Genomic DNA, 24,513 nt, shown 5'->3' with positions numbered 1-24,513 from the left:
CGAAATCGAGAACAGGAGAACGACGATGAAAAAGTTAACACTAGCTGCGCTAATGATTCCGGCATTGATGGTTGGCAATATGGCCGTTGCTGACCGTGGTGATTACGAGCGTTGTGAAGGTAAGCGCGGTGAGTACAGTGAGCATAAGAAGCATCGCGGTGAGAAGATGGCTAAACGTATCGCCAAGCGCTTGGATTTGAGCGATCAGCAAGCGGAGTCGCTGCAGGCGTTATTCGCCCAAAAACGTGATGATCGCCAAGAGCGTCGCGATCAAATGCAGCAGATGCATCAAGCAATACGTGACTTAGATCCAAACGCTGCTGACTATAAAAAGCAGCTTGAGCTAGCGAAACGTAATGCCGCAGATTTCGCGATGGCGCGTGTTGAAGAGAAGGCACAGATGCGTGTTGAGATTGCCAAGATTCTTACCGACACCCAATTAGCTGAGTTTGATCAGATGATGGAAAAGCGTAAGGGCCGTCATCACTAAGCGATTGCTTTAAAGTAAGTTCCTTAAATCACATCAGTTTGGCCATAGTTCTGCTATGGCCTTTTTTTGTTTATAGCCTGCTTCAACCGAACGACACCGCAAGGATTGTGCTAAAAAAGTGTCGCCTGATGCCGATAATCTGACTATTAAATGATCACATTTCCACCTGCTGCAAAGCAGGGGCACGGAGGCACTATGAAAATTGCTGCATCGCAGCTGGGTTTTGCCAGCCAGCACGATAAGTACGTGACGCAAGCACAGCTGGGTATATCGAAAGAGGTGGGCGCTGGTCCGAATAGCGGTGTCGGCCGTCAACTAGACTACGATGCGAGGATGAGCGCTGCGAAAACAACGGCTGTTAACGCAACGAGCGATGTCGTCACGCAGGGTAAGCTAGACCGGCATCAGCAAGCCGTGAACACCGCTTCGCTTGTCTCCACGGTGATTGGCCGTGACGTGACTATCAATACCGAGCAGCCTAACGGCTTCCTCCCTTTACAGGAAAACGCACGGCCGTTGGTTGGTGCGCAAACCTATGAAAACCTCCAAGCGCTTGAACTGAATGTAGATGAATCCGGTACCTTAACCGAGCTACAGCGCTGGGAACGACGTCAAACCCAGCCCGCACGAGTACAGGTAGAAGATATCCACATCTATCATGAACATGAGTACTTAAATGTTGCTGCACAGGGCCAAATCACCACCGCAGATGGACGAGAAATTACCTTCGCGCTCGATTTAGAGATGGAGCGTAGCTTCGATCTTGAAGAGCGTTTGGTGGAAACACGGGATGCCCGTCGGCTGATCGACCCTCTGGTGATTAATTTGCAAGGCGGCGTGGCTGGATTAACGCATAGTAGTTTTGCGTTTGATCTGGATGCTGATGGTGTTGAGGAGGAGATCTCTTTTGTCGGATCAGGCAGTGGCTTCCTTGCCCTGGATAGCAATCAAGATGGTCAAATCAACGATGGATCCGAGCTTTTTGGTACACAGGGAACTGATGGCTTTTCAGACCTTGCGCGGTTTGATAGCGACAACAATCGTTGGATCGATGAAAACGACCCTATTTTCGCAGAGTTAAAGATTTGGACGCGCGACGCAGAGGGTAACGATCAGTTGGTGGGGTTAAAAGAGGCTGGCGTTGGCGCGATCTATCTTGGCTCAACCGCATCCACTTTTGATCTGACGGATGATCAGAACAATCTGCTGGGCCAAGTTAAACGCAGTGGGGTTTTCCTCATGGAGGATGGTGCGGTTGGCAGCATCCAAGAGCTGGATTTAGCCATCCATGAAGCGCAAGCGGCACCCAAAAATGCAGTGTTAAATCGAGAACTTGATCAGCGCATTGAGGGGCCTGCACTCGCAGAAGCTGATCGGCTACCGAGCTTTATTGAACTTATGTTACCTGCAGATGATCGTTTGCCACCGGCACGGCGCGAAATACGTGAGCAGCGCACTGAAGTCACTGAACGGATAACATCAAATAGTGTGCAACGTAGCGAGTCCGGTAATGAAGAGGCGGAGGAGGAGCGCTTTTTCTTTATCGATTCTGAGCGTTTAGATGTGTTAACAAGATTACGTGAACAAACAGAGAGCGAATTTAATCCACAAGCAGATCAAGACAGTTATAGTTTCTTGAGAGCAATCATTGAAACACTGAAAACTCAGCGCGAGCAGTTGGAGGCAGAGACCGATCAGGCATTGGACAGATTATAAGCAGTTTAGTGATAGGTTCTTAGCTGTAAGTTATCCTGAGTTTTACCAAGCATATTAAAATATAAGTTATTGTTTATAAATTATTTTAATATTTTATAAACAGTTGTGCGTAACTTTTCTGGTCTTGTTTATAACTGTGGATGGGAGTTAACCTTGTAAGTATCACAAAGATATCAACAGAATATGTGAATATCTTTATCAACACGACTGTCCTATATGGTTGGTGTGTACAAATAATTGGCCTTTAACGCACGCCTACTGAATATTTCTATCCAGTAAGTTATGCACAGAAGAATCATACAGATTTGAGTGAAAAGGGATGTGAGAGGCGGAGCTGAGGGTTGGTCGTGGCGGAATAAAAAACGGCTGGTCAATGCCAGCCGTTATTCAATTAACTATTGGGTGCGTTCGAACATTAAGTCCCAAACTCCGTGTCCGAGCTTTTCGCCACGGCGCTGGAATTTCGTTACTGGGCGCCATTGCGGCTGTGGTGAAAAAGCCCCCTCCCCCGCTACGTTCTTATAGCCAGGTGCTGCGCTCATCACTTCCATCATGTGCTCAGCATAGTTTTCCCAATCAGTTGCCATATGGAAAACACCACCAACCTTTAGCTTTTTGCGTAAGCTCTCTGCCAGTTCTGGCTGCACAATACGGCGCTTGTGATGGCGTTTCTTATGCCATGGATCGGGGAAAAAGAGCTGGATGCAATCGAGGCTCTCATCTGGAATCGATTGCGCGAGCACCTCGATAGCGTCTTCACAGAACACGCGGATGTTATCCAAACCCTCTTTATCGGCGTTACTCAGCAACCGGCCTACACCGGGGCGGTGCACTTCAATGCCGATGTAGTTTTTTTCGGGCTGGTTCTTCGCCATTTCGATGAGCGAGTCACCCATGCCAAAGCCGATCTCCAGAACGACAGGTGCCTCACGACCAAACACGTCGTTTAGGTCGAGCAGGCCGTGTTCGAGAGTGAGCCCCATACGCGGCCAAACCTCGTCCATCGCCTTCTGTTGGCCTTCGGTCATACGGCCAGCACGCAGCACAAAGCTGCGCACTTTACGCATATATTTTTGATCTTCGGTGTTTTCTTCGGTCATGCAGATATCTTATTCGGTTGGTTAACCAATAACGCCTTCTAATGGTGAAGAGGCGCTGGCGTATTTCTTACGTGGCATACGGCCGGCTAGATGAGCTTCGCGGCCTGCTTCGATCGCTTTACGCATCGCTGATGCCATCAAAACAGGATTCCGTGCAGCAGCAATAGCAGTATTCATCAACACGCCTTCGCAGCCCATTTCCATCGCAACAGCAGCATCGGACGCGGTACCCACGCCGGCATCGACAATGATAGGTACGTTAGCCGCTTCCATGATGATCTGGATGTTGTGGGGGTTGAGAATGCCAAGTCCTGAGCCAATCAAGGAGCCTAGCGGCATGACGGCAACACAGCCCATCTCTTCGAGCTGCTTCGCGACGATTGGGTCATCGTTGGTGTAAACCATCACCTTAAAGCCATCTTTAACCAGAGTTTCAGCCGCTTGTAGGGTTTCAACGATGTTTGGGTATAGCGTTTTTTGATCGCCTAGGACTTCCAGTTTCACGAGGTCGTGGCCATCGAGTAGTTCACGTGCCAGTCGGCAGGTGCGTACCGCGTCAGCCGCAGTGTAGCAGCCTGCTGTGTTTGGCAAGATGGTGTACTTGTCTGGCGAGATGACATCCAGCAAGTTAGGCTCATCGGCATTTTGGCCGATGTTGGTGCGGCGAACCGCCACTGTCACGATCTCGGCGCCGCTCGCTTCAATGGCTTCACGGGTCTCATCAAGATCCTTGTATTTTCCTGTCCCTACCAGAAGGCGAGATTGGAATGTTTGGCCAGCAATTACTAATGCGTCATCTTTACTCATTCTGGGTATCCTTTTGATAGAAATTTGTAACGCGAAACAGCGTGCGGCTTAGCCGCCGCCGATGGCATGAACGACTTCAACTTTATCGCCAGCGGTGAGCATGTAGCTCGTATGCTGGCTACGAGGAATGATCTCCTCATTCACCTCGATAGCGATACGCTTACCGGCAAGGTCCATTTGGTTGATTAGGTCGGTCAGGGACGCGTTATCAGGCAGCTCAGTGGGTGCCCCGTTTAGTTCAACTTGCATCTGTATTACCTTTGTTTTGCCAACAATGAGTCGCAACCATGAACCAGCCAATAATAAAAGCTACGCCGCCAATCGGTGTGATAACACCAAGCCCGCGTATACCGGTCAAGGCGAGCAGGTAGAGGCTTCCCGAAAAGCAGAGAGTACCTACAAGAAAGGCACCAGCGCTGAGTTTAAGGAGACGCGCAGGACGTTGTTGATGCATCCAAGCGACCACTAACAAAGCGAGTGCATGATAAAACTGGTACTGGACCCCGGTATCGATAATATCGAGCTGGTAAGCCGATAGGATTGACTTCAGACCGTGGGCGGCGAAGGCACCCATCGATACGGCGATTGCAGCGGAGATAGCAGCACAGGCGGCATAGATATTGGCTGGCATATAGCGACTCTCAATACACAGGGCCGCAGTATATCATCGAATACCGGCAGATTTGAGGCAGGCAAAAAAAAACCGCCGAAGTCGGCGGTTTTTTAAAAATCGTGCATTTACACCGGGACGAGCTCGGTACCGATGGCTTGCTTGAGCTTCTTCATGGCGTTTTTTTCAAGTTGGCGAATGCGTTCAGCTGAGACGCTATATTTTGCAGCGAGCTCATGCAGTGTTGCTTTCTCTTCCATCAACCAACGCTGTGCCAAGATATCGCGGCTGCGATCATCCAGCGACTCCATGGCGCCCATCAAGCGCGCTTGGGAGTCAGCTTCCCAGTTAGCTTCTTCAAGTTGTGCAGCTGGGTCCGCTGAATGATCTTCTAAAAATTGTGATGGCGCTAGATAGCTGCTGGATTCGTCATCATCGCTGGCCGTTGCATCAAAGGCGGTATCGACAGACGCCATACGGCCTTCCATCTGGCGAACGACTTTCTCTTCAACGCCTAAGTCTTCCGCAATGGCCGCAACTTCGTCGTTATTCATCCAGCCGAGCGCTTTCTTTTGTGAGCGCAGGTTAAAGAACAACTTACGTTGTGCTTTTGTGGTAGCGACCTTAACGATACGCCAGTTACGCAGAATAAACTCGTGCATCTCAGCTTTAATCCAGTGCACAGCGAACGAGACCAAGCGGACACCCATCGTTGGGTCGAAGCGTTTAACCGCTTTCATCAGGCCCACATTGCCTTCCTGGACAAGATCGCCGAGTGGCAAACCGTATCCGGAGTAGCTGCGAGCGATGTGCACAACAAAGCGCAGATGCGACAAGACTAGCTGACGCGCAGCTTCCAGATCATTTTGATAAAACAGACGCTCAGCCAGAGAACGCTCCTCTTCGGCGCTCAGTACCGGAATCGTACTGATCGTCTGCACATATGCTTCCAGATTTTGACCTGGAGAGATGTGTTCGATGAGTTGCAAGCTTTTGCCCATTAAATCTAAACCTCTTGGTGTTATTCAGTGATGCTTGTGACATCGACACGCCTTAAAAGTTCCCTGTTTTAGGGGCTTGTGGCGTGTAAATCCAAAAAACGGACGCTAAAAGATAGCGTTGCCGTTATCAAATATCAAGATGTCTCGCGCATCAGAGTGTTGCGCTCAAAGGCACAGTCTACTGCGGCTCTATGTCACGTAGATGACGGTGCACGGCCAGTCCTGCGCCTGCCCAACCCAGTAATACGCTGCAGATAAATAGCCATAAGCTACCCATTAACCCCAAGCCCTGTAACTGATAATGGCTGCGATACAGCTGTGCTAGCTGCTCAACGGGTTGCTCCAACATAAGCCAAGCGGCTTGTATGCTAACCCAAGCCACCAGAGCTGCGATAAGCCCATACCAGAAGCCGGTGTAAAGAAATGGACGGCGTACCCACGCATCGGTCGCCCCCACCAGTTTACTGACAACAATCTCATCGCGGCGGCTCTCAATCGCGACGCGAATGGTGTTGCCAATGACCAGTAATACCGTCAAACCGAGCAGAACTCCGAGCACGTAAACGGCACGCGATGCCAGCCCCATAATCGCTTGTAAGCGTTGCAGCCATTCCATATCGAGCACCGCTTCGTCCACTTCGGGCAATGCTTCAAAGGATGCCCGCAAAAGGCCGAGATCTTTGGTGCTGGTTGCGGTGGGCATCAATACCACCACGGCAGGCAGTGGGTTGTCACTGAGGGTGTCGAGCACATCGCTAAACCCCGAGATACGTGCAAACTCACGTAAGCCTTGCTCACGGCTGATCATATCTATGGCGGCGATATCATCGCGCAACATGAGTTGGCGCCCGAAGCGGTCGGCGTCGGCATCGCTAAGGCTTGGTTGTAGATAGAGTGAAATGCGGGTTTCCCCTTCCCAGCCGGTGGCGATGGTACGCATATTATCGAGTGCAGAGAACAAAAAGCCCGGCAGCGTCAGTGCGATCGCGAGTACGGCGATGGTCATTGCGGATGCCACCGGTGTTGTCAGCAATTTTCGCAGTGCGCTTTTGCATACATCCACATGGTGGCGTCGCCAATTATCGCTATGCCCTTTTCGGTCGATATGATGATGTTCTGCACCGCGCGGACCTTTAGGCTCAGCCACCGGTTTTGGGGTAGGTTGGACGCGAACCGCGCCACGTTTTTTATCCATCGCTGAGAAGCCTGCCTGATTGGAGGGTGAGAACACGTCGGCCCATGCTGCGAATCAGTGCAATATCATGGCTGGCGATCAGTACGGTGGTGCCGACGCGATTAAATTGGGTAAATAGCTGCATGATCTCTGCGGATAACTGGGGATCGAGGTTACCGGTTGGCTCATCGGCGAGCAAAATCTTCGGCTTGTGGACAATCGCCCGTGCGATACCAATGCGTTGCTGCTCACCACTCGAGAGCGCCAGTGGGCTCATCTTCTCTTTTGTTAGCAGCCCAACTTTATCAAGTGCTGCCCGCACCCGCCGTGCTGCATCGTCGGGCGCAAAGCCACTGATTTGAAGCGGTAGCAAAATGTTGTCGAAGACCGACCGGTCAAAGAGTAGCTGGTGATTTTGGAAGACCACGCCGATTGAGCGGCGCAGATACGGTATATCACGGCGGCCCAACGCGTTGAGCTGTTGCTCTCCCACCTGAATTTGGCCTGCAGAGGGGCGTTCCATCAGCATGATCAGCTTTAGCAAGGTACTTTTGCCCGCACCTGAGTGGCCCGTTAAAAAGGCCATCTCCCCCGTGGCGAGTGTGAAGTTCACATCTTTCAGGGCATCATGCCCCTGAGCATAACGCTTGCTCACATGATTAAACTGAATCATGGTCGGTCGACTCTATCTTCGAATGTGCGCGATATCTTATCATAGCGTTATCAATCTGCGATCCTTGGTGCCTTATGGAGTCAGAATATAAGCCGTTGTTTAACCGAACCTATCTAAAGATCTTGTTGTGGCTTGTTGCGGTCGCCATTGTGCTGCTTTCGGCGCTCAATCAGCAGAACCGCATCGCAAGTCCTGAGCCGTTTCAGGAGCAGCCATGGCTAGCGAGTTTAGAGGATGAGCAAGCGACCCAGGCACGGATATATCTGACCTATGCACTGCCTCCTGCCTATAACCCTACGGCACAGCTGCGCCAGCGTGCCCTGCGTGATGCATTGACGCAGGTGTTGCAACGCGCTGACCAGTTGCAAGGCCAGTTATTTGCGGATCGTCTGCAGCTCTCGATAGCCGTGCAAGATATCGATCAATTGGATACGCAGCTGCAACGCCTCGCTGAGAGTGTCACGCGGGCCCTGCCTGATGCACTGAGCAGAGCGCAAGCGACTCAATACCTAGAAACACAGGCCAGTGAGGCATTTGCGCTTTATAACCTGAAGTTACAACTCGCGAATAGTGGCCCCGCGATCACCGACAGCGTTCAGTTGTTCAACTATCGCCCGACCGTTCTCGTGGTGGCTCAGCAGCAAGACCAGACACTTCTAAAAAGGTTGCAGCAACGTTTTGATAGCTCACCTATCTATGGTGAATCACGCCACGCTACAACGGCGGCTACCCAAGTTGTGTTACAACACCGCGACCGTAAAGCGCTGACGCTATTAGCTGCCGATATTCACAGCGCCACTGCCCCGCCACTGGTATGGCCGCTGGCGCTGCGCTATCTGCAGCAAGAACTGCCCACACTCTTTTCGGGAGCGGTAACATATCGTCTGGTGTTAACACCGGGCGCGCCGGGATTTGCCGCTCTGGTGTTAAGCGCAGATAGTTCTCTGAGCCGTGAGCAACAGCGTAAGCTCTGGGAGCATTTCGAGGCCTTAAGTACATCACAGTTAGAGGTGGGTAAAGCCCAGCTTGCGAAGCTCAATGATCGCCAACTCAGCGAGCTGGAAGGGCGTGTCGCCCGCTTCGCTGCCACGCAGTTTTATGGGCAGCCGCTCAACCTACCGGTTGCGTTTCGTGATACGCTAGCGGCCATCGATACGGCTCAAGTGCAGCAAGCCTTGCAACGGTTACTTGATCCCAACCAGAACATCCGCATCCTTGTTGAACCTCAGTAAAGTAGTGTCTATGCCTCGTAAAAACAGTGTGAAACGCAGCTCTCCACGTAGTCAGTCCGCCGCGCAACTTCGCATTATTGGTGGACAGTGGCGCAGCCGCCGTGTGCCTTTTCCTGATGTTGAGGGTCTACGCCCTACGCCAGATCGAGTCCGTGAAACGCTTTTCAATTGGCTACAGGTGGCCGTGCCCGGCGCGCGTTGTTTAGATCTCTTCACCGGCAGTGGAGCACTCGGGTTAGAGGCCCTCTCGCGTGGTGCAACGGCGGTGACGTTTATCGATCAGTCACCGGCTGTTATTAAGCAGCTTAAAGCCAATTTGCAGCTATTGAAGGCTCCGCAGCATGAGGTTGTTCAGGCGTCTGCGCTAGATTGGCTACGCCAACAACCCGAGGATTTGGGCGTGCGTTATGATGTGGTGTTTTTGGACCCGCCTTTTCACAAAGGGCTGGTGAGCGAAGCGGTTGCGTTGTTGGAGTCGAAAGCATTGTTGGCAGACAACGCCTTGATCTATATAGAGACAGAGTCCGAGCTGCGCGTATTAGATCTGCCGGCACACTGGCATGAACACCGAGCAAAAACAGCAGGCCAAGTGACATATCGTCTGTTCACCCGCGCGTCCGCTCATTAGTGCCTTAACCCATCCAGTGCTCGCTGTACGCTTTGCCGTATCAATGTTTTGCGATCAGCAGGCTTAGGCTGGTAATGGCTGCTGTCTAGCAAGCCGAATATTAAACACAATAGCAGCTCAGCATAGGGCTGCTCTTTCGTGCTTTTACTCAATTGCTTTTGCTTGCGTGCTTGTTTCAAGAATTTATTGATGTAATCAGTCCAAGTTTGCCAGTCTTGCTGAAGTAGCGGCTCTAAGTGTGGTACTTGGCTCAGTTCGCATGAGCGCTTGTGAAAAAGTGTGTAGATTTGGTGATAGTGCGTATTAGCTTCGATCTGGGTAACGATATCGATCAGCAGGTTTTTTAGCGCTTTGAGGGCGTTTTGGTCAATCGCTTGAAGATGCTCGAAGTAATGCTCGGCGAACGGGAGGGTGTAGTGCTCTTTTAAACTGAGCACAAGATCATCGCGGCTTTTGAAATGCCAGTAGACAGCGCCGTGCGTGACGCCGGATTCTGCGGCAATACGCTTCAGGCTCACGCTATAAATTCCGTGCTCTGCGTATAAGGCTAAAGCTGTTTCGAGCAGCGTTTTCCGAGTTTGCTCCGCTTCTTCAGGTGTTCGCCTGGCCATGATCTCCTCCGTGTCATGAATGGCTCAGCGAACATTCTACCCTAATAACGTTTTTATCTCTTTACAGCTTGGCATCATCTAAATAGTAGCGAAGCTGCATGTGACGCAGATCAGCAACTTTATGATTTTTAAGCGTGAAAGTGCCGGAAAACGACTGGCCTGGCCGGATGTTACCTTTAATGTGCGTGATCAGTCTTGAAACATTCCCTTTGGTATCTTTGAGTAATACACCCATAATGACATTCTTTAAGGTATGTTTATTTCGATTCTGCCATGTCACGCGCCACGAGCGTTGATTGATCACCTTCTCTTGGCGTACCACAAGCTGCTTCTCTAGTGATCTCAGCATTTGCATCTGCTGGCTTTGACGCTGGGCCTCTTGCTTTGCTGCATGGTGTTGCCCATAGGCGTTCAATGCCGTTGATAGTAAGGCTGCAAACCCACCTCCTTGCCCTGCTGCCGTTTCTGATTGTTGTTTCCGCCACAAACTGTTGCTGTTGAGTAGTTGTGCAAATTGTGGGTTTTGGCGCCCGCGCTGATAATAACGTTTCACCTTATCGGCAACGCTGCGTGTCAGAGCTGCCCTTTCTGAGTTAACTGGGTGGTCGTGGAAAAAGAGGCTGCGTGCGGCGCCCTCTTTTCTATATTGGCGTGCCCAGATACGGCTTGCTGCGTAAGGGTCATAGCCGGCGAGTGCAGCGTAAAGGATGCCTACTTTGTCCGCTTCGATCTCGCTTTCATGGGTAAACGCGGCTTGATAGCTGTTTTGTCGGGCGGTTGAGGAACCGCTTAAAACCGCAGCGGTTTGGTGAGTCTGGCGCTCAAATACATGGTTGGCGACCGTGTGAGCGATCTCATGGCCGATAACGGCTGCTAGCTCTGCATCATCAGACAGCTGATCCATAAGGCCGGTGTGAACCACGATATAGGTGCCACCGGTGGTAAAGGCGTTAAACGAATCACGTTTAATCAGGACAGGTTGCCAACGTTCATGGCGCAAGTGGCTGATTTGGTGAATGCGATCGAAAACGCGTACCAGACGTTGGTAGGCTTTACGGTCGAGTTTTGCGTTAATTGGCCGCCCTGCTTGGCGCTCTTTTTTCAGAATTTGGTCGATATAGGCGTTGCCTTGGGCGATCTGTTGTTGGCGTGATGCCATACTTAAAGAACGGCGGCCTGTTACGCGGTCTTTTTCGCTGATGGCGTCGGCGACGGTATACAGTCCTTTATCGACATTTGCTAATGTTTGACAGCCGTTTAGAATGAAAAAAGCGGCTAAAATCGTAAAAAATTGCGTGATCTTCTTTAAAGTGATCGGTATCATAGCCTATAACCTTATATTCTATATTGAAATATAGAATAAGTTTTTTATAACTGATCGAAATCAATACATTCCTTTAATGTATTTGTGCGGACTCAGCAATTTAGATAATATGCCGCACTTGCATTAGTGCTAATATGCACAGCAAAACAAGGCTAGAGTGAATCTCTTATGAACATTGCCATCTACCCCGGAACGTTTGACCCCATCACTAACGGGCATTCGGATTTGGTGCATCGAGGAGCACGTCTCTTCGATAAAGTTGTGGTTGCTGTTGCGGCTAGCCCCAAAAAGAAACCTCTACTTCCTTTAGATGTCAGAACAGGACTTGCCCGTGAAGTTCTGGCTGATTTAGATAATGTCGAAGTGGTGGGTTTCGATTGCTTGCTGGCTGATCTAGTGCAAGAGCAGAATGCGAATATTATTTTGCGCGGCTTACGAGCAGTGTCGGACTTTGAATATGAGTTCCAGCTTGCCAATATGAACCGCCAACTGGCGCCGCAAGCGGAAAGCTTGTTCCTGACACCAGCAGAAAAACTCTCTTTTATCTCCTCAACACTGATAAGAGAGATCGCAGTGCTAGGTGGTGACGTAAGTAAGTTCGTCCACCCATCCGTCGCCGCTGCGATGAAAAACTATACATAATAACGATATACGACAAAAGAACCGTTAAACCTTGTGAGTAAGTGAGGTAGCCAAAATGGCATTAATTATTACCGACGAATGCATCAACTGTGATGTATGCGAACCAGAATGCCCGAACGAGGCGATTGCTCCGGGTGAAGAGATCTATGAGATCGATCCAGGTAAGTGCACCGAGTGTGTAGGTCACTACGATACACCACAGTGTGTTGAGGTGTGTCCGGTCGACTGTATCCCTAAAGATCCTGACCACGAAGAGACACAAGACCAGCTGATGGCTAAGTATCAGCGTCTAACTGGCCAGTAATCTGGCTTGCAGCGTGGGCACTCGCCTACGCTGCTCCTTCCTCTTCCTCTCCTTTACATCCTTCCCTGCTGCTTGATAACAAACGTTTGTTGATCAGCACGTCCGCCAAACAGTGTGACGAGTTGCTGCTGTAGCGTTGCGTCTTGAGTTTTGAGCTGCGCGTCTAGCTGGTAAGCGCCTTGTGCAGACAGCGTAGCGCTGCCGGTAAGAGATATCGGCGCATTCGCGTTACGAAACTCAACATAGTAGCGGTTACCTTGGCAGTTGATATCGCCCGAGACCGTCCCGAAAGGTAGCTCAAACACTTGGGTGCGCGCCAGTATAATCTCCCCTTGCGTTGCCTCGCAGTTGCCAGCTGTCAGGTTTTGCAGCTGCATATCCAGTTGGGTAGCAACGCCTGCTAAAACAGGAAATTGACGCTGAATAGGTTGGCTATCTGCCGTGAGCTCAACGCTGGATAGGCGAGGCAACTGCCAAGGTTTAGCGGCAATCAGTGCGTTCGCACCTAACTGCGGCAGGGTTATCTGCCAGCCTGTTTCTAACCTGATCAGGCGCGGTACGGCAAAGCGCCACGTGACTGGCCCGACTTCGAAGCGGTCCACTCTCAGCTGCGCGTTGCCGCGCCATAGCGTCCCATTTAGCTGAGTAACTTGAGTACCTTTGGGCAGCATGGGGGCCACAAATGGATACAGGTAGCTGACCGGTAAATGCGCCACTAAGGAGATTATGAGTACGCCTATAAATAGCCCGAGCGCGCGTTTCATTGTGAGCCTCCAACAAAGGTTAGTCGTGCACTCACGATCCCCGGCTCAGTCGTCTGGTTGATCTGCGCCTTTTCAATGCGCAGTCCTTCCCTAACCGCTTGTTGCATGGCGCTCAGGAGCTGATTGAATGAGGCTCTCTCTGCCCAGACATTAACGCTATCGTCGTTACCCTGCTCGATACGGCTCAATGTGACGCCATACTGGCCCAAGGCTCGCGTGACGCGTTGGCGTATCGAGCCGCTATTGACAGGCTGTTGGCCAGAGACGCTTGGCCGAATCTTGGTTGCCGCTTCTTTCATCCAAGCAATATCCGTTTGCTGACGTGTGATTCGATCTTGTAGTTGGCTGCGCGAGTCGAGCAATGGCCGAAAGACCGCCAGCCAGAGTACCAAGATAACGACAACCGGTAGGGCGATCAGTAAAGTGTGCTGCTCGCGTTGGGATAAATTACTAAACCTATCTTTGAGCACTTTGGCCTCCTGAAATGGTTACCAGACCGGAGACGCGGCTGCCGTTCTTCACGAGCGTACCCAGTTGTATTTCGAGGCCAGCCGCTGTTAGCTCTTCGCTGAGTTGCTCGACACGGCGATAGTCAGGGGCCTGAATCTGTATGCGTAAGGCATTAGCGGTATAGCGAAAGTTAAGCAGTTCTATATCCGCTTGCCCCAGTGCTTTTGCGCCTTGATTGAGCCACTGTAACAGTAGGTTTTCACCCTCATTACTCGTTACCTGCTTTAGCTGCGCCCGCATCTGGCTAACCGGATTTACAATGCGTCGTGCATTGGGGAATGTTGCGCGGTAGATCTCCGTTTGTGCTTGGGCTAGGGCTTCGGATTGGCGTTTGAGCATCATGTTGTCGACGATCAGTCCACCGAGTACAACCATAACCAGCGCAATAGCAGCCACCATAGGCCAGCGCAGTCCGCTCCATAGGTTCTCTAGCGCACCCTGTTGTTTATACCTTCCTTGTAGCAGGTTTGTTAGTGTGGACTTAGGTAGCCACTGCTTAGCGGCTAACTCCAGCAACGAGGCTGTTTGTGCAGTTGCTTCAACGTTGGGTATAGCTACTGGTGTGCGATCGGGAGCGTGATAGTAAACGAGCTCTTTGGCGCCAGTGCGCGCTAGTACCAGTGGAAGCGCTGCCTCCGAGACGGCGCATTGGGTTTGATCATCTGCATAAAGAACATGCTCGCCCTGCTGCCAGATTATGGCGGGCTCTTGTTGGATCGCCGTGAGTAGTTGGTAATCGGCAATGACCCATTGCGGCTCAATCGCTGCGTGTGCCAATGGTTCCAGCCAGCGCTGCATTGAGGTATTGAGCACCGCGTAGCAGTGAGCATGCTGCTGAGTGGGTGCGCTGCACGCAATATGGTATTGCTCAAGTGGCTGGCTGAGCTGCTCTTCGATCATGAAGGGTGCTGCTGCCAGCAAGGCGCGCTTATTGCCGGGTATATCGATCAGGACATGCCGTACATCACAGCCAGGCAGCACCATAATGATATGGCATCCCGTGACATCCAGTTCAGACAAGGCCTGTGCGCTGGTCTGTCCCTGCTCGGTTTGGCCGGTAGCATCGCTGCGTAGCCACTGCCATTGGATCGCATCCCGATCAGGATAGAGAAAAATTCGTTTACTCAAGAGTTAACTCCGTAGCGTCTTCCCAGTACGCGGGTTTTCTTGTTCTCGTCCACATGCAGTAAAGAGATCAGACGAAAGCGTGCAACGCCAAATTGTACTTCTGTTATCAGTGAAAAATAGTGCCGCTTCATGACAATCGCTGCTTTGCTGGCCTCGCTAACCGATAGGTCTTTTAAGACCGGTTGCTGCCAAAACTCAGCGGCATTGCTCCAGCCCTCGCGGGGGCGATCTTCGATAATATTCAACGCGGTGCGTGCGTCGATGGCTCCGCCCATCAGCGCTTGCAGTAGCGGTGCATCCTGCGGTTGGAGATCATTTGGGTTGATGGCGATAGCCAAATCGTTAGGCCGCGCGCAAATGAGCGGCAGTATTTGCTGCCGTGGCTCGGCGGCTAAGGCCTCTAGGTAGCGAATCTCGCTGGGTAGCAAGAAGGTGCGATTAGCGGGTCGCTGCGCAGGTGCCTGGCTGGCATAGAAACTCGATTCAGCTCCGTAAACACCGGTGGGCAGCTCGTCTGGATCGGTCCAGTCATGGGCGCGCTGGATAAGCTGATCGGCACTCACCGTGTCGGCTTGGGCGTGCTCGGTGATGAGATAGCGCCAAACCGCTTCGGTATAGCTTTGCTGTGCCTTTTGTTGCTCTCGCTCGGCTGCGTTCTCTTTGGGCTCGGGCAACTGTAACGAGTTGAGATTGAGACAACGATGCAGCGAGGTTAGCTCGTAGCGGATAAAGCCCTGTTCGATAGGAAACTGGACTTCGCGGTCTTTAAGTGCCAGCTGTTTTTTATCGATATAGTCGCCAAGTTTGCTGGTGGCGTAAAACTCGCCCGCCCGAGCGTACCAGCGGGCCTGTTGCAGATCTCGCTGGGCTTTGAATGCCTGTGTGCTCTGGCGGCTGGTCTCAAGGATTTGGGTGGCGAGGATGCTGATCACTGCCATCACACCTAACACGAGGATTAACGCAGCACCACGCTGTTGTTTGCTGCGTCTGTTCATGGTCGCGCTCCCGTCATGCTGACCACCTCAAAGGTTTGCCAGCGCTCGGTATCGAAAGCGAGCCGCAGTGCCGCCAGTGGGGTGTTATCCGTTGCCGTGAGCTGTTCCGACCATCGCTGGGCCAGAAAGTAGGGCGTCACACGGTTAACGCTATCCAGCAGTTGATGGCGATACCAGCCATCCTCTTGGGCGGGTTGGGCGACGGGTAAACTGTAGCGCACGAGGGTGTCTGTCTCGATGACGTATCTAACGCGCTCGAGTAGATCCGTTGTTGCACCAGCGGCCGGAGTGGCACGAAAGCGGGTAAATTCCAAGATCAGCCCCGGAATGTTGGTGCGCTCGGCGGTGGTGATATCTGCGCTCAGCCGGCGATCCGATAGCGCGATTTGGTCAAGATCTGACTGGATGATGGTCAGCGCGCGCTGCAACTTGGCAAGCTCCGCTGTGTGCGTTTCTAGCTGTTGGTTGTTGGTGATCATACCGCTGAGCATTTGGCTTGCAATCACACCGACCAATGCTGTGATTGCAATGGCGATGACCAACTCAATCAGCGTCATACCCCGTTGTCTAGTCACGATGGCGGTACCCCGTGAGGCTCGTCAGGATATAGCCGCGCTGTTCTGCTGTACTGACATCGACGGTGATACGCTGAAAGTCTGCCAGTTCTGTGGCGGCTTTCGAGGCTTTCCAGTAGAAGTCGAAACCTGCAAAGGTCACTTCGCCGTCAAGCTGTTGCTCCGTTTCGAGCAACACGAGCGCGAGCTGATTCTGCGCGACCCATGTTGCATGCTGGCGTATCTCAAGCGCAGCCACCGTTTGAGTGGACTGGCCTGCAGCGCGGCTTAAAGCCGCCGCCGCTACCGCGAGTATAAAGATCGCGACCATCACTTCGAGCAGCGTAAACCCGCGTTGGCTATTCGATGGCGCCATAAGGATCACTAAGCGAGAAGCGTTGATTATCTTGTGATAGCTCAAGCCGAAAGGGAGTGAAGAGGCCATCGGGGGATAATTGGATCTGTGGTGCTTTCGCCTCCTGCTGCTCGCTGGTAGCGGAGGTTAACTGGATAAAAATGGTATCGGCCAGCGTCGCTGCACTGGCGGCAGTGCTTGGCTGCCATTGGCCTGCACTAAATTGCATAACGCGGTAACGTTGCTCATCGAAGCGTACCCCAAACCAGCGCTGCTCCTGCGTCGCGCGTAGGCTCACGGCCTGCAACTGAACCTTAAGCTGTTGCAGAGCTGCCAGTGCTGAGCTCTCGGGGCGGCTGCTGGGCAAGGTGACAACAACTGTGGCAGAGATGAGTCCGACCAAGGCGACCACAACCATCAGCTCCAGCAACGTGAAGCCGGCTTGATTACCAGTTACCGATGTCTGCGGCTTGGCCTTCACCACCGTTCTCACCATCAGAGCCTAAAGAGTAAAGATCGAATGCGCCGTTTTCCCCCGGCTGTAAGTACTGATATTCATTGCCCCACGGGTCGTTTGGTAAGCGCTTAATGTAGCCATCGGGGCGGTAGTTTTTGGGCTCTGGGCTAATGGAAGGGCGCTCAACCAAGGCTTCTAAGCCTTGATCGGTAGTGGGGTGCTGGTGGTTATCCAGCTTGTACATATCCAGCGCTTGCTCCAGTGCCGCGATGTCAGCTTTCGCTTTTTCCACCATCGCTTTGTCTTGGTTATCCAAAACATTTGGGGCTACAACCGCCACTAACAGGCCAAGAATCACCACAACAACCATGATTTCAAGTAAGGTGAAGCCGCGCTGGCGATGATTGCGGTCTTTCATAGGACGCTCCTGCAATTAAAACTGGGTCAGATTATTAAGTTGTAAAATCGGTAGCAAAATCGCTAACACGATGGTGAGCACAAGCGCACCAAAGATGATGATGAGCATCGGCTCAATTAAGCGGGTCGCGATATTGATCACACCGGTCAGAAGGCTCTCTTGCTGCTGCGCAGCTTGGCCCAGTGCATCCCCTAACTCCCCGCTGTGCTCGCCATTGGCAATCATGTAGACGGCGATCGGTGGGAAGATCTTCGCATCAGTCATCGCTTTGCTGAGCAACTGGCCTTCACGTACGCGCTCACTCGCCTCAGCGATAGCTTGTTGGACAACAAGGTTGTTCAGGGTGTCTTTGCTAATACGTAGCGAATCCAATAACGGTGAGCCGCTCTGCGTCATGATGCTGAGGGTATTAAGCAGCCGCGCAGTTTCTAAGTTGATGACCAGTGAGCCGATCGCGGGCATTTTTAGCAGTGACTTATGCACCTTGAAGCGAAACGCAGGGTAGGTGAGTAATTTTTTCCACAGCACCGTAGCAACAACGATCATCAACAACACCAGCCAGCCGGAGTTCACGATAAAGTCAGACACAGTGATCATGATGCGCGTTAAGAAGGGGAGCTGCTGGCCCATATCTGCAAACTGTTCCACAACTTTGGGCACAACATAAGCCATCAGCATGGTGATGACGCCGATCGAAACCAGCGTCAGTACCGCCGGGTAGATTGCCGCCTGCGTGACGGTGCCCTTGAGCGCCTGAGCACGTGTTGTGTAGTCGGCAAGGCGCATCAGAACTTTGCCAAGATCACCGGAGTGCTCGCCCGCGGCAACCAGCGCACGGTATACCGCTGGGAACACTTTGGGATGCTCTTTGAGCCCATCGGCGAGCGAGTGACCCTCTAGAATTTTGCTGCGCACGGCTTGCAGTGTGCGGCGTAGTGCTTTGTTGCGGGTTTGCTCCGCCGCTACCCGTAACGCTTCTTCGAGCGGAATAGCGGACTGAATCAGCGCTGCAAACTGCTGTGTGAACAGCGCGATATCGCGCGCGGGTACGCGGCCAAAATGGCTACTTTGGCTCTGTGTTTTGGGGGTGCTCGCGCTGAGGGAGATCGGTATCAGCTGTTGATCGCGCAGTAATTGGCGCGCATGGCGCTCGGAGTCTGCATCGATATAGCCCTTGCGCTTTTTACCGTTGGGCGCTGCTGCTTGGTACTCAAAGGATGGCATTGTCCGCAGACTCCTTCACCATTCTGAGAACTTCGGAAGGTGATGTCTGACCCTCCAGTACCATTGTGCGGCCTTGATCGAGCATGGTGATCAGATGTTTATTCACATGCTGAGCCATCGCGTGTTCGCTGGTTTTATCGTGGATAAGTCGAGCTAAACTTTTATCCACAACCAAGAGTTCATAAAGCCCTTTACGGCCACTATAACCGGTGTTTTGGCAGGCCTCGCAACCTTGGCTCTCTTTGACCGTTGTGCCCGCTAAACTGATATCACCCAGTGCTTTAGCATCTTCACTATTGAGCTGGTAATCCTGTTTGCAGTGGCTACAAAGGGTACGTACTAAGCGTTGTGCTAACACGCCTTTTAACGAAGAGGCAATGAGATAGGGCTCAACGCCGATATCCATTAATCGTGTCACAGCACCTAGCGCATCGTTGGTGTGCAGGGTGGATAGCACCAAGTGGCCTGTTAAGCTGGCCTGTACGGCAATTTGTGCGGTTTCTGGGTCACGTATTTCACCCACCATCACCACATCGGGGTCTTGTCGCAAAATGGCGCGCAACCCTTTGGCGAAGGTCATTCCGCTCTTGGCGTTAACCGGGGTTTGGCCCACGCCCTCAAGCGCATATTCGACCGGATCTTCCACCGTGAGAATATTGCGGCTGCGGCTATTGATCAGCGTTAAGCCCGCGTAGAGGGTGGTGGTTTTACCCGATCCTGTGGGGCCGGTTACCAAAATAATGCCGTTGGGTTGATGCAGTAGCTCTCTAAACTGAGCCAAGGTGGCCGCGGGCATACCAAGATCTGCGAGGTCCATACGAGAGGCTTGTTTATCGAGCAAACGCATAACCACGCGCTCACCATGGATAGAGGGCATAGTCGAGACCCGCACATCCAGTGCTTTGCCAGCCATCTTTAGCGAGACACGCCCATCTTGAGGCACACGACGCTCGGCAATATCGAGCTTGGCCATGACCTTAATACGCGAGATCAACAGCGGCGCTAGCGGGCGGCTAGGGCGCAGAATCTCTTGGAGTACGCCATCTACGCGCAGGCGCACCGACATGGTTTGCTCGAAGGTTTCAAGGTGGATATCCGATGCCTGCTTTTTCAACGCTTCGGCAAAAAGTGCGTTGATCAAGCGAATCACAGGGGCGTCGTCTTGAGCGTCCAATAGATCTTCGGATTCGGGGATGCTCTGCGCTAATGCATCGAGATCGATGACATCGTTGATCTCGGAGATGCTCTCAAGGGCGTTGTCTGCTGCTTGATAAGCGAGGCTGATGGCATCATCCAGTGCGTTCTCTTCAATCTCGATAAACTGCGCTTGGCCTAAACAGAGACGATCAGCCTCCAAGATGCCATCCAAGCTGGTAGCTGCGGTAAAGCGCACCTGTGCAGGCTGACCCTCTTGGCCAGTTGCAAGGATCTTGTGCTTACGGGCAAACGCAAAAGGGAAGAGTGGCTGGGCAATCATCGCCTTAGTCGTCCCCGTCCAACATTTTGAAGATTAGGTCTTCATCGGATTGCGATGTGGCCTCTTCAACACGCAGTGGGTTATTGCGCGTCTTTGGCCAGGCTGGCAGCGTTGAAGGCTGGTTTTTCATACCGGTTTTGCTGTTGCCAAGTAGTACTTGGCGCGCGTGAATATAGTTATATTTCTGGCGGCTAACAGAGGTGGCAACTGTAGAATCGCGGATGATGGTCGGGCGGATAAATACCATCAAATTACGTTTTTTCGTTGTGTTGCTATCGGTTCTGAAAGCGCGGCCAACGTAAGGGATATCGCCCAGCAATGGCACTTTCGAGGTGCTAGCTTGCTCATCCTCTTGAATCAAACCACCAAGCGCTAGCGTGGAGCCATCATCGATCAAGACCGTGGTTGAGATCACGCGCTTGTTGGTCACGATATCAGAGGCTTCAATGCCCGTTAACGAGGAGACCTCTTGCTCAATGGTTAGGCGAACCGCATCGCCTTCGTTGATTTGCGGGGTCACTTTGAGCTTAACGCCAATATCTTTACGCTCAATTGTTTGGAACGGGTTGCTGTTGCTGTCGCTCGCGGTTGACCCTGTGATAATCGGTACTTCTTGGCCGACTTGAATGTAGGCTTCTTCATTATCCATGGTGACCAGACTCGGTGTTGAGAGCACGTTGGAGTCCTGATCATCGTCGAGTGCGGTGATAAAGGCCGCAAAACTGAAGCCATCTTCGTTGAAACGCCCAAAGCCCAGCGAGATGCCGTTACCAATCACACCGGGAGTGATGTTGTCGGATGCTGCCGCCGCGGCAATATCGACGATACCTGGGCGTGTTTCTGAACCGAAGTCGATCGCACCTGCCGGCACCGTGCCATCGCCGCTGCCGTCAAAGAGCAGCCACTGAACACCGAGCTCTTTAGCTTTGTTGTCGGAGACTTCTGCAATGACCGCTTCAACCATCACTTGGGCGCGGCGAATATCGAGCTTCTCGATAATACCCTCCAGCGTTTTGATAATGTGAGGGCTACCCGAAATGACCACGGTGTTGGTTTGTTCATGTGCATCGATGTTGAGGTTGCTTCCCTGAGCCGCAGCGCCTTTTGTCGTGCCCTGTTGGCCTTTTTCCTCTTTGATAATGGTATCGCTAACGCCCTTAAGAACGGGTACCAAATCTTTTGCTTTTGCGTACTTGAGATAGACCACACGGGTATTTGAGGTGGTTTGTACCTCGCCATCAAGGTCTTTAACGATGCGGCGAATACGGCTGCGTGTGGTGGCGTCTGCGCGCACGATGAGCGTATTGGTGCGCTGATCGGAGGTAATAAGTGGCGAAGGCCCGGTTTGCTCTTTACGCGAGTCCTTTAGTACGCTGCTAAGAATACGCTCAAGCTCGCTGGCTGAGGCGTTAGTAAGCGGCATCATCTCTAGTGATTGGGAGTCGGCTTGGTCGACTTCGGCGATGATCTTCGCGATGCGGCGCACATTAGCGGCGCGATCGGTAACCAGAATGACGTTCGATGTTTCATAGGCTGCAATAATGCCTAAACGGTTATCAATCAATGGGCGCAACGTTGCAGCTAGCTGATTGGCGTTGACGTTCTGCACTGCGACAACGCGAGTGACAACCTCTTCACTTGCACGCGCCGGTGTACCGATCTGTACATCCGTGCCCTCTAGCTTAGCGCCCTGTGCAGGAATAACCTTCAGAATGTTATTGCCGGTATCGACAACGGCGTAGCCTCGAATGCCCAGTTGTACAAGGAACACCTCGTATAGCTCATCGGCGGTGAGCATGCTCGGGCTTTGAATATCAACCTTGCCGCGTACCTTATCGTCGACGACGATTGTTTTGCCCGTCATCTTCGAGATGGTGTTGATGAATTCGCGAATATCCACACCGCGCATATCGAGTGTGTAGTCCTCAGCGATAGCCGCTGAAGAGAGCGAAAGAAGTACAGCAAGGGAGAGGGATTTAAGGTTAATCATTACAACCGGATGTCCATTGTCACAGGCTTGCCGTTGCGCTGTAGCGTCAGAGAGACGGCCGCTGTGTTGCTAATTATCTGGTATAGCTGCGGGATATCGAGATTCGCAGCCGGAATATTGTTGATATGGGTAATGAGATCGCCGCTGTTGAGGCCTGCACGTTCCAGCAAGCGGGTATCACGCCCTGCTTGAATACGATAGCCCGCTAAGCGATTGCCATTGCGCTGGGGCGCAAGTGACATAAACCGAGTCAATGCTAATGGGTTTGAGGTGAGGGTGCGCTTGGGGTTTTGCCCCAGTAGTTCAGTAAACGCGGGGTCACTCAAACTAACCTCTCTGGGTGTTGAGCTGGCACTTGCGACCGCCGCTGAGCGTGCGGCTTTCTTCGGTAGCAGCAACTTTTCTGCCACATCGTTGTTATAAATAATCACGTGATCTTGGGCGATAGCGGCCAGCGTGACGCGGCGGCTGCGCTTATCGGAGATAACCTCATCGATCCGATAGGCGCCCTGTTTACCTTCAAAGTTAATAACGGCAACGCCGTTTTGGCCCGATACCAGACCGAGCAATTTGATATTGAGGCGTGTCTGTTTCACCTCTTGTGTCGCTGTAATGACTGCCGCGGGTTTATTCTGCGCGGGGCGCGCTGCTTGGCCAAACAGGTGATGTGCTTGAATCTCAGCAACCAGTGATGCGGTATCGGTATTGGGTGCGCTAATAGCTGCGCTTGAGGTAACACTGGCAGGAGAAAATTGCGGCGTTGGGACGTCCTTAAAGAGTGCGGCGATCTGCCAAATCAGCGGTGCCAATAACCATGCTGTAAGTACCACAAGCACGCCAGTGACGAGCTTGCTGAGTTGAAGAAAACCCATTGATAAATCCAATTTAAAGTGACGTCCGCTTGAACAGAGCAAGCACGCTATTTTTGCCAGCATCTGTTACAAAAACATGACACAAGCAAAGCATCCATAATACAAGGGGTTTTCGCGAATTGAAAAGAGCCTTGTTCACCAATGTACCACGGCCGCTCGATTGGCGTAAGTGCGCGTTAAATCGGCGCGTATCCGGTACGCAGTGCATGAGCCCAGTCTGCTCGGTTACGTGCTAGCGCTGCCTGCGCGGCAGGTTCAAAATCATAGGCAATCGCGCGCTGCTCGCAGTGCCATTGCTGGTTAGCAAAACTGATGATCGCATATTGCGCGCAGTTTGATCTGGTCTCCATGCGATGAGGGGCAGGCTCGTCATCGGCATAAGCCGGTAGGCCGACACTTCCGGGGTTTACGATAGTGAGGGTTGTATTAAGCTCGACTTGGCGTGGCAGATGCGTATGCCCACACAACAGCAGCCGAGTAGCAGGTGGTAGTTTACCCACTAACGCCTCGATCTCAGATGTTGAGCGCAGCGTAGTGCGCATATTTTGGATCGTCTCAAGCAGGTAGATTAAATCGCTCTGAGGTGTCCCGTGGCACAGCTGTAAACCATTTGGTAAATGCGCGTCGAAGGGGAGGCTGCTTAACCATGCTAAGGCATCGTCGCCAAGCTCTGTGTGGATAAAGCGCAGCGTAGGGTTGGCAGCCAATGCTGCCTCCGTTGCAGCAACAATATCTCGATCCTGATTGCCGCTGATGGTGGTGACAGCATAGTGTTTTTCCAGATCGACCAAGCGCTGATACGTGGCGTGTGGAGCTAACGGCCCGTAAAGGATATCGCCTAAATTAATAAACTGGGTAATGCCGCTGTTCAGCGCATCCTCTAGGACGGCGTTGAGCGCCCAGATATTGCTGTGAATATCCGAGAGCACCGCATAGCGGCTCACTGGGTATACTCCTGTTGGTGCAGGCCGAACTGCTCATCAAGTAACGCGCCGATGACGTTACCCTCTGCAAGGTGATGCGCATATTGCATGTGTAGGCAGCGCACCTTGTCCCATTGGGAGATGCCGCCGATGCCATAGCGCTCGAACATCTCGGTAAAGCCGAGCGCTTCGATACGTGCTTTATCTTCGGGTTGCATCAGCTCCCAGCGGCGGGCCACGTAGTCGCGCTGGTTTTGTAAATAGGCTTCACGCAGGGCCTCATCCGTTTGCAGGCGGGCCTCGATCTCCTTAACCCACCCCTGTGTCTCGATGCTACCAATCGCTTTGCAGAGCGCTTTTGAAGTGAGCCAATAGAGCGTTGGAAACGGGATGTCATCCACTAACGAGCGCATCTGAACAACCAAGGGGACCCCTTTTGGTGTTGCGACGGTGACCGCCACTAACCCTTTGGGCTCTCGGCCAATCTGCTGGCCGACCAGCGCTATCTGTTCTGCTGTTAAACTCATATTTCTT

At 52.3% G+C, this 24,513-nt stretch carries 29 protein-coding genes; 6 read left to right on the top strand and 23 right to left on the bottom strand.

Going from position 1 to position 24,513, the window contains the following annotated elements:
- The first annotated feature begins 25 nt into the window (after positions 1–25).
- On the top strand, positions 26–490 hold the full coding sequence (locus tag EOE65_RS06875; protein WP_127693553.1) for a Spy/CpxP family protein refolding chaperone: 465 nt from the start codon (positions 26–28) through the stop codon (positions 488–490).
- Positions 491–685: 195 nt separating this feature from the next.
- Positions 686–2,206, top strand: coding sequence for a hypothetical protein (locus EOE65_RS06870; RefSeq protein ID WP_127693552.1), 1,521 nt, complete (start codon positions 686–688; stop codon positions 2,204–2,206).
- A 395-nt stretch (positions 2,207–2,601) separates the two neighbouring features.
- Here the strand turns inward: EOE65_RS06870 and trmB are convergent, their stop codons facing one another.
- From trmB to ftsE, 7 genes are all read right to left on the bottom strand, one after another.
- Positions 2,602–3,306: a tRNA (guanosine(46)-N7)-methyltransferase TrmB gene (trmB, locus tag EOE65_RS06865; protein ID WP_127693551.1), complete on the bottom strand. Its 705-nt coding sequence runs from the start codon at positions 3,304–3,306 to the stop codon at positions 2,602–2,604.
- 21 nt (positions 3,307–3,327) lie between these two features.
- Positions 3,328–4,113 (bottom strand): thiazole synthase, encoded by a 786-nt coding sequence (locus EOE65_RS06860; protein WP_127693550.1) that lies wholly within the window; start codon positions 4,111–4,113, stop codon positions 3,328–3,330.
- 48 nt (positions 4,114–4,161) lie between these two features.
- Entirely contained in the window at positions 4,162–4,362 is a 201-nt protein-coding gene (gene thiS, locus EOE65_RS06855; RefSeq protein WP_127693549.1) for a sulfur carrier protein ThiS, read from the bottom strand.
- Positions 4,352–4,744 (bottom strand): DUF423 domain-containing protein, encoded by a 393-nt coding sequence (locus EOE65_RS06850; RefSeq protein ID WP_127693548.1) that lies wholly within the window; start codon positions 4,742–4,744, stop codon positions 4,352–4,354. Before EOE65_RS06850 ends, thiS begins: the two co-directional genes overlap by 11 nt.
- A 107-nt stretch (positions 4,745–4,851) precedes the next feature.
- Positions 4,852–5,724, bottom strand: coding sequence for an RNA polymerase sigma factor RpoH (gene rpoH / locus EOE65_RS06845; RefSeq protein ID WP_127693547.1), 873 nt, complete (start codon positions 5,722–5,724; stop codon positions 4,852–4,854).
- Between the two features lie 178 nt (positions 5,725–5,902).
- A complete protein-coding gene (ftsX, locus tag EOE65_RS06840) occupies positions 5,903–6,919 on the bottom strand; it encodes a permease-like cell division protein FtsX (RefSeq protein ID WP_127693546.1) in 1,017 nt (338 codons plus the stop codon).
- On the bottom strand, positions 6,912–7,571 hold the full coding sequence (ftsE, locus tag EOE65_RS06835; RefSeq protein ID WP_127693545.1) for a cell division ATP-binding protein FtsE: 660 nt from the start codon (positions 7,569–7,571) through the stop codon (positions 6,912–6,914). The genes ftsX and ftsE overlap by 8 nt, the downstream gene beginning before the upstream one ends.
- Positions 7,572–7,645: 74 nt before the next feature.
- Here ftsE and EOE65_RS06830 point away from each other — a divergent pair, with 74 nt between their 5' ends.
- Complete coding sequence (locus EOE65_RS06830) at positions 7,646–8,803, top strand: hypothetical protein (protein ID WP_127693544.1); 1,158 nt, start codon at positions 7,646–7,648, stop codon at positions 8,801–8,803.
- Between the two features lie 10 nt (positions 8,804–8,813).
- Positions 8,814–9,431, top strand: a complete 618-nt coding sequence (gene rsmD / locus EOE65_RS06825) for a 16S rRNA (guanine(966)-N(2))-methyltransferase RsmD (protein WP_127693543.1) — start codon at positions 8,814–8,816, stop codon at positions 9,429–9,431.
- Here rsmD and EOE65_RS06820 read toward each other — a convergent pair.
- Both EOE65_RS06820 and EOE65_RS06815 read right to left on the bottom strand, forming a co-directional pair.
- Entirely contained in the window at positions 9,428–10,042 is a 615-nt protein-coding gene (locus tag EOE65_RS06820) for a TetR/AcrR family transcriptional regulator (RefSeq protein WP_127693542.1), read from the bottom strand. The genes rsmD and EOE65_RS06820 overlap by 4 nt on opposite strands.
- A 61-nt stretch (positions 10,043–10,103) precedes the next feature.
- Entirely contained in the window at positions 10,104–11,366 is a 1,263-nt protein-coding gene (locus EOE65_RS06815; protein WP_127693541.1) for a M48 family metallopeptidase, read from the bottom strand.
- A 168-nt stretch (positions 11,367–11,534) separates the two neighbouring features.
- Between EOE65_RS06815 and coaD the strand changes: the two genes are divergently transcribed.
- Together coaD and EOE65_RS06805 are read left to right on the top strand one after the other, a co-directional pair.
- Entirely contained in the window at positions 11,535–12,008 is a 474-nt protein-coding gene (gene coaD, locus EOE65_RS06810; protein ID WP_127693540.1) for a pantetheine-phosphate adenylyltransferase, read from the top strand.
- A gap of 55 nt (positions 12,009–12,063) precedes the next feature.
- On the top strand, positions 12,064–12,312 hold the full coding sequence (locus tag EOE65_RS06805) for a YfhL family 4Fe-4S dicluster ferredoxin (protein ID WP_127693539.1): 249 nt from the start codon (positions 12,064–12,066) through the stop codon (positions 12,310–12,312).
- A gap of 53 nt (positions 12,313–12,365) precedes the next feature.
- On the opposite strand, the gene gspN is transcribed toward EOE65_RS06805, so the two are convergent.
- The 14 genes from gspN to EOE65_RS06735 all read right to left on the bottom strand — a co-directional run bounded on the left by gspN (position 12,366) and on the right by EOE65_RS06735 (position 24,506).
- Positions 12,366–13,076, bottom strand: coding sequence for a type II secretion system protein N (gene gspN / locus EOE65_RS06800; RefSeq protein ID WP_127693538.1), 711 nt, complete (start codon positions 13,074–13,076; stop codon positions 12,366–12,368).
- Positions 13,073–13,546 (bottom strand): type II secretion system protein GspM, encoded by a 474-nt coding sequence (gspM, locus tag EOE65_RS06795; RefSeq protein ID WP_127693537.1) that lies wholly within the window; start codon positions 13,544–13,546, stop codon positions 13,073–13,075. Before gspM ends, gspN begins: the two co-directional genes overlap by 4 nt.
- Complete coding sequence (gene gspL / locus EOE65_RS06790) at positions 13,533–14,714, bottom strand: type II secretion system protein GspL (RefSeq protein ID WP_127693536.1); 1,182 nt, start codon at positions 14,712–14,714, stop codon at positions 13,533–13,535. The genes gspM and gspL overlap by 14 nt, the downstream gene beginning before the upstream one ends.
- Entirely contained in the window at positions 14,711–15,709 is a 999-nt protein-coding gene (gene gspK, locus EOE65_RS06785; protein ID WP_127693535.1) for a type II secretion system minor pseudopilin GspK, read from the bottom strand. The genes gspL and gspK overlap by 4 nt, the downstream gene beginning before the upstream one ends.
- Positions 15,706–16,284, bottom strand: coding sequence for a type II secretion system minor pseudopilin GspJ (gene gspJ, locus EOE65_RS06780; RefSeq protein ID WP_127693534.1), 579 nt, complete (start codon positions 16,282–16,284; stop codon positions 15,706–15,708). Before gspJ ends, gspK begins: the two co-directional genes overlap by 4 nt.
- Complete coding sequence (gene gspI / locus EOE65_RS06775; protein WP_164847036.1) at positions 16,277–16,639, bottom strand: type II secretion system minor pseudopilin GspI; 363 nt, start codon at positions 16,637–16,639, stop codon at positions 16,277–16,279. The genes gspJ and gspI overlap by 8 nt, the downstream gene beginning before the upstream one ends.
- Positions 16,623–17,102, bottom strand: coding sequence for a type II secretion system minor pseudopilin GspH (gene gspH / locus EOE65_RS06770; protein WP_164847035.1), 480 nt, complete (start codon positions 17,100–17,102; stop codon positions 16,623–16,625). The genes gspI and gspH overlap by 17 nt, the downstream gene beginning before the upstream one ends.
- Positions 17,065–17,493 (bottom strand): type II secretion system major pseudopilin GspG, encoded by a 429-nt coding sequence (gene gspG, locus EOE65_RS06765; RefSeq protein WP_127693531.1) that lies wholly within the window; start codon positions 17,491–17,493, stop codon positions 17,065–17,067. Before gspG ends, gspH begins: the two co-directional genes overlap by 38 nt.
- Before the next feature lie 15 nt (positions 17,494–17,508).
- Positions 17,509–18,717, bottom strand: a complete 1,209-nt coding sequence (gene gspF, locus EOE65_RS06760) for a type II secretion system inner membrane protein GspF (protein ID WP_127693530.1) — start codon at positions 18,715–18,717, stop codon at positions 17,509–17,511.
- On the bottom strand, positions 18,704–20,194 hold the full coding sequence (gene gspE / locus EOE65_RS06755) for a type II secretion system ATPase GspE (protein WP_127693529.1): 1,491 nt from the start codon (positions 20,192–20,194) through the stop codon (positions 18,704–18,706). The genes gspF and gspE overlap by 14 nt, the downstream gene beginning before the upstream one ends.
- A 4-nt stretch (positions 20,195–20,198) precedes the next feature.
- Positions 20,199–22,184 carry a type II secretion system secretin GspD gene (gene gspD / locus EOE65_RS06750; protein ID WP_127693528.1) on the bottom strand — a complete coding sequence of 662 codons (1,986 nt, stop codon included), beginning with the start codon at positions 22,182–22,184 and terminating at the stop codon, positions 20,199–20,201.
- Positions 22,184–23,056, bottom strand: coding sequence for a type II secretion system protein N (locus tag EOE65_RS06745; RefSeq protein ID WP_164847034.1), 873 nt, complete (start codon positions 23,054–23,056; stop codon positions 22,184–22,186). The genes gspD and EOE65_RS06745 overlap by 1 nt, the downstream gene beginning before the upstream one ends.
- A 176-nt stretch (positions 23,057–23,232) precedes the next feature.
- Entirely contained in the window at positions 23,233–24,000 is a 768-nt protein-coding gene (locus EOE65_RS06740; RefSeq protein ID WP_127693526.1) for a metallophosphoesterase family protein, read from the bottom strand.
- Complete coding sequence (locus EOE65_RS06735; protein WP_127693525.1) at positions 23,997–24,506, bottom strand: DUF501 domain-containing protein; 510 nt, start codon at positions 24,504–24,506, stop codon at positions 23,997–23,999. The genes EOE65_RS06740 and EOE65_RS06735 overlap by 4 nt, the downstream gene beginning before the upstream one ends.
- Positions 24,507–24,513: the final 7 nt, after the last annotated feature.

The sequence above is a fragment of the Neptunomonas marina genome (assembly GCF_004005935.1).
Lineage (GTDB): Bacteria > Pseudomonadota > Gammaproteobacteria > Pseudomonadales > Balneatricaceae > Neptunomonas > Neptunomonas marina.
The sequence above is the reverse complement of the archived record's forward strand: the minus strand, read 5'-3'. Positions and strand labels throughout refer to the sequence as shown.

What these genes read in the sequence shown, in the direction of transcription:
- EOE65_RS06875 (WP_127693553.1), top strand. Translation starts at nt 26, where the DNA reads ATGAAAAAGTTAACACTAGCTGCGCTAATGATTCCGGCATTGATGGTT.
- EOE65_RS06870 (WP_127693552.1), top strand. Translation starts at nt 686, where the DNA reads ATGAAAATTGCTGCATCGCAGCTGGGTTTTGCCAGCCAGCACGATAAG.
- trmB (WP_127693551.1), bottom strand. Translation starts at nt 3,306, where the DNA reads ATGACCGAAGAAAACACCGAAGATCAAAAATATATGCGTAAAGTGCGC.
- EOE65_RS06860 (WP_127693550.1), bottom strand. Translation starts at nt 4,113, where the DNA reads ATGAGTAAAGATGACGCATTAGTAATTGCTGGCCAAACATTCCAATCT.
- thiS (WP_127693549.1), bottom strand. Translation starts at nt 4,362, where the DNA reads ATGCAAGTTGAACTAAACGGGGCACCCACTGAGCTGCCTGATAACGCG.
- EOE65_RS06850 (WP_127693548.1), bottom strand. Translation starts at nt 4,744, where the DNA reads ATGCCAGCCAATATCTATGCCGCCTGTGCTGCTATCTCCGCTGCAATC.
- rpoH (WP_127693547.1), bottom strand. Translation starts at nt 5,724, where the DNA reads ATGGGCAAAAGCTTGCAACTCATCGAACACATCTCTCCAGGTCAAAAT.
- ftsX (WP_127693546.1), bottom strand. Translation starts at nt 6,919, where the DNA reads ATGGATAAAAAACGTGGCGCGGTTCGCGTCCAACCTACCCCAAAACCG.
- ftsE (WP_127693545.1), bottom strand. Translation starts at nt 7,571, where the DNA reads ATGATTCAGTTTAATCATGTGAGCAAGCGTTATGCTCAGGGGCATGAT.
- EOE65_RS06830 (WP_127693544.1), top strand. Translation starts at nt 7,646, where the DNA reads ATGGAGTCAGAATATAAGCCGTTGTTTAACCGAACCTATCTAAAGATC.
- rsmD (WP_127693543.1), top strand. Translation starts at nt 8,814, where the DNA reads ATGCCTCGTAAAAACAGTGTGAAACGCAGCTCTCCACGTAGTCAGTCC.
- EOE65_RS06820 (WP_127693542.1), bottom strand. Translation starts at nt 10,042, where the DNA reads ATGGCCAGGCGAACACCTGAAGAAGCGGAGCAAACTCGGAAAACGCTG.
- EOE65_RS06815 (WP_127693541.1), bottom strand. Translation starts at nt 11,366, where the DNA reads ATGATACCGATCACTTTAAAGAAGATCACGCAATTTTTTACGATTTTA.
- coaD (WP_127693540.1), top strand. Translation starts at nt 11,535, where the DNA reads ATGAACATTGCCATCTACCCCGGAACGTTTGACCCCATCACTAACGGG.
- EOE65_RS06805 (WP_127693539.1), top strand. Translation starts at nt 12,064, where the DNA reads ATGGCATTAATTATTACCGACGAATGCATCAACTGTGATGTATGCGAA.
- gspN (WP_127693538.1), bottom strand. Translation starts at nt 13,076, where the DNA reads ATGAAACGCGCGCTCGGGCTATTTATAGGCGTACTCATAATCTCCTTA.
- gspK (WP_127693535.1), bottom strand. Translation starts at nt 15,709, where the DNA reads ATGAACAGACGCAGCAAACAACAGCGTGGTGCTGCGTTAATCCTCGTG.
- gspI (WP_164847036.1), bottom strand. Translation starts at nt 16,639, where the DNA reads ATGGCGCCATCGAATAGCCAACGCGGGTTTACGCTGCTCGAAGTGATG.
- gspG (WP_127693531.1), bottom strand. Translation starts at nt 17,493, where the DNA reads ATGAAAGACCGCAATCATCGCCAGCGCGGCTTCACCTTACTTGAAATC.
- gspF (WP_127693530.1), bottom strand. Translation starts at nt 18,717, where the DNA reads ATGCCATCCTTTGAGTACCAAGCAGCAGCGCCCAACGGTAAAAAGCGC.
- gspE (WP_127693529.1), bottom strand. Translation starts at nt 20,194, where the DNA reads ATGATTGCCCAGCCACTCTTCCCTTTTGCGTTTGCCCGTAAGCACAAG.
- gspD (WP_127693528.1), bottom strand. Translation starts at nt 22,184, where the DNA reads ATGATTAACCTTAAATCCCTCTCCCTTGCTGTACTTCTTTCGCTCTCT.
- EOE65_RS06745 (WP_164847034.1), bottom strand. Translation starts at nt 23,056, where the DNA reads ATGGGTTTTCTTCAACTCAGCAAGCTCGTCACTGGCGTGCTTGTGGTA.
- EOE65_RS06735 (WP_127693525.1), bottom strand. Translation starts at nt 24,506, where the DNA reads ATGAGTTTAACAGCAGAACAGATAGCGCTGGTCGGCCAGCAGATTGGC.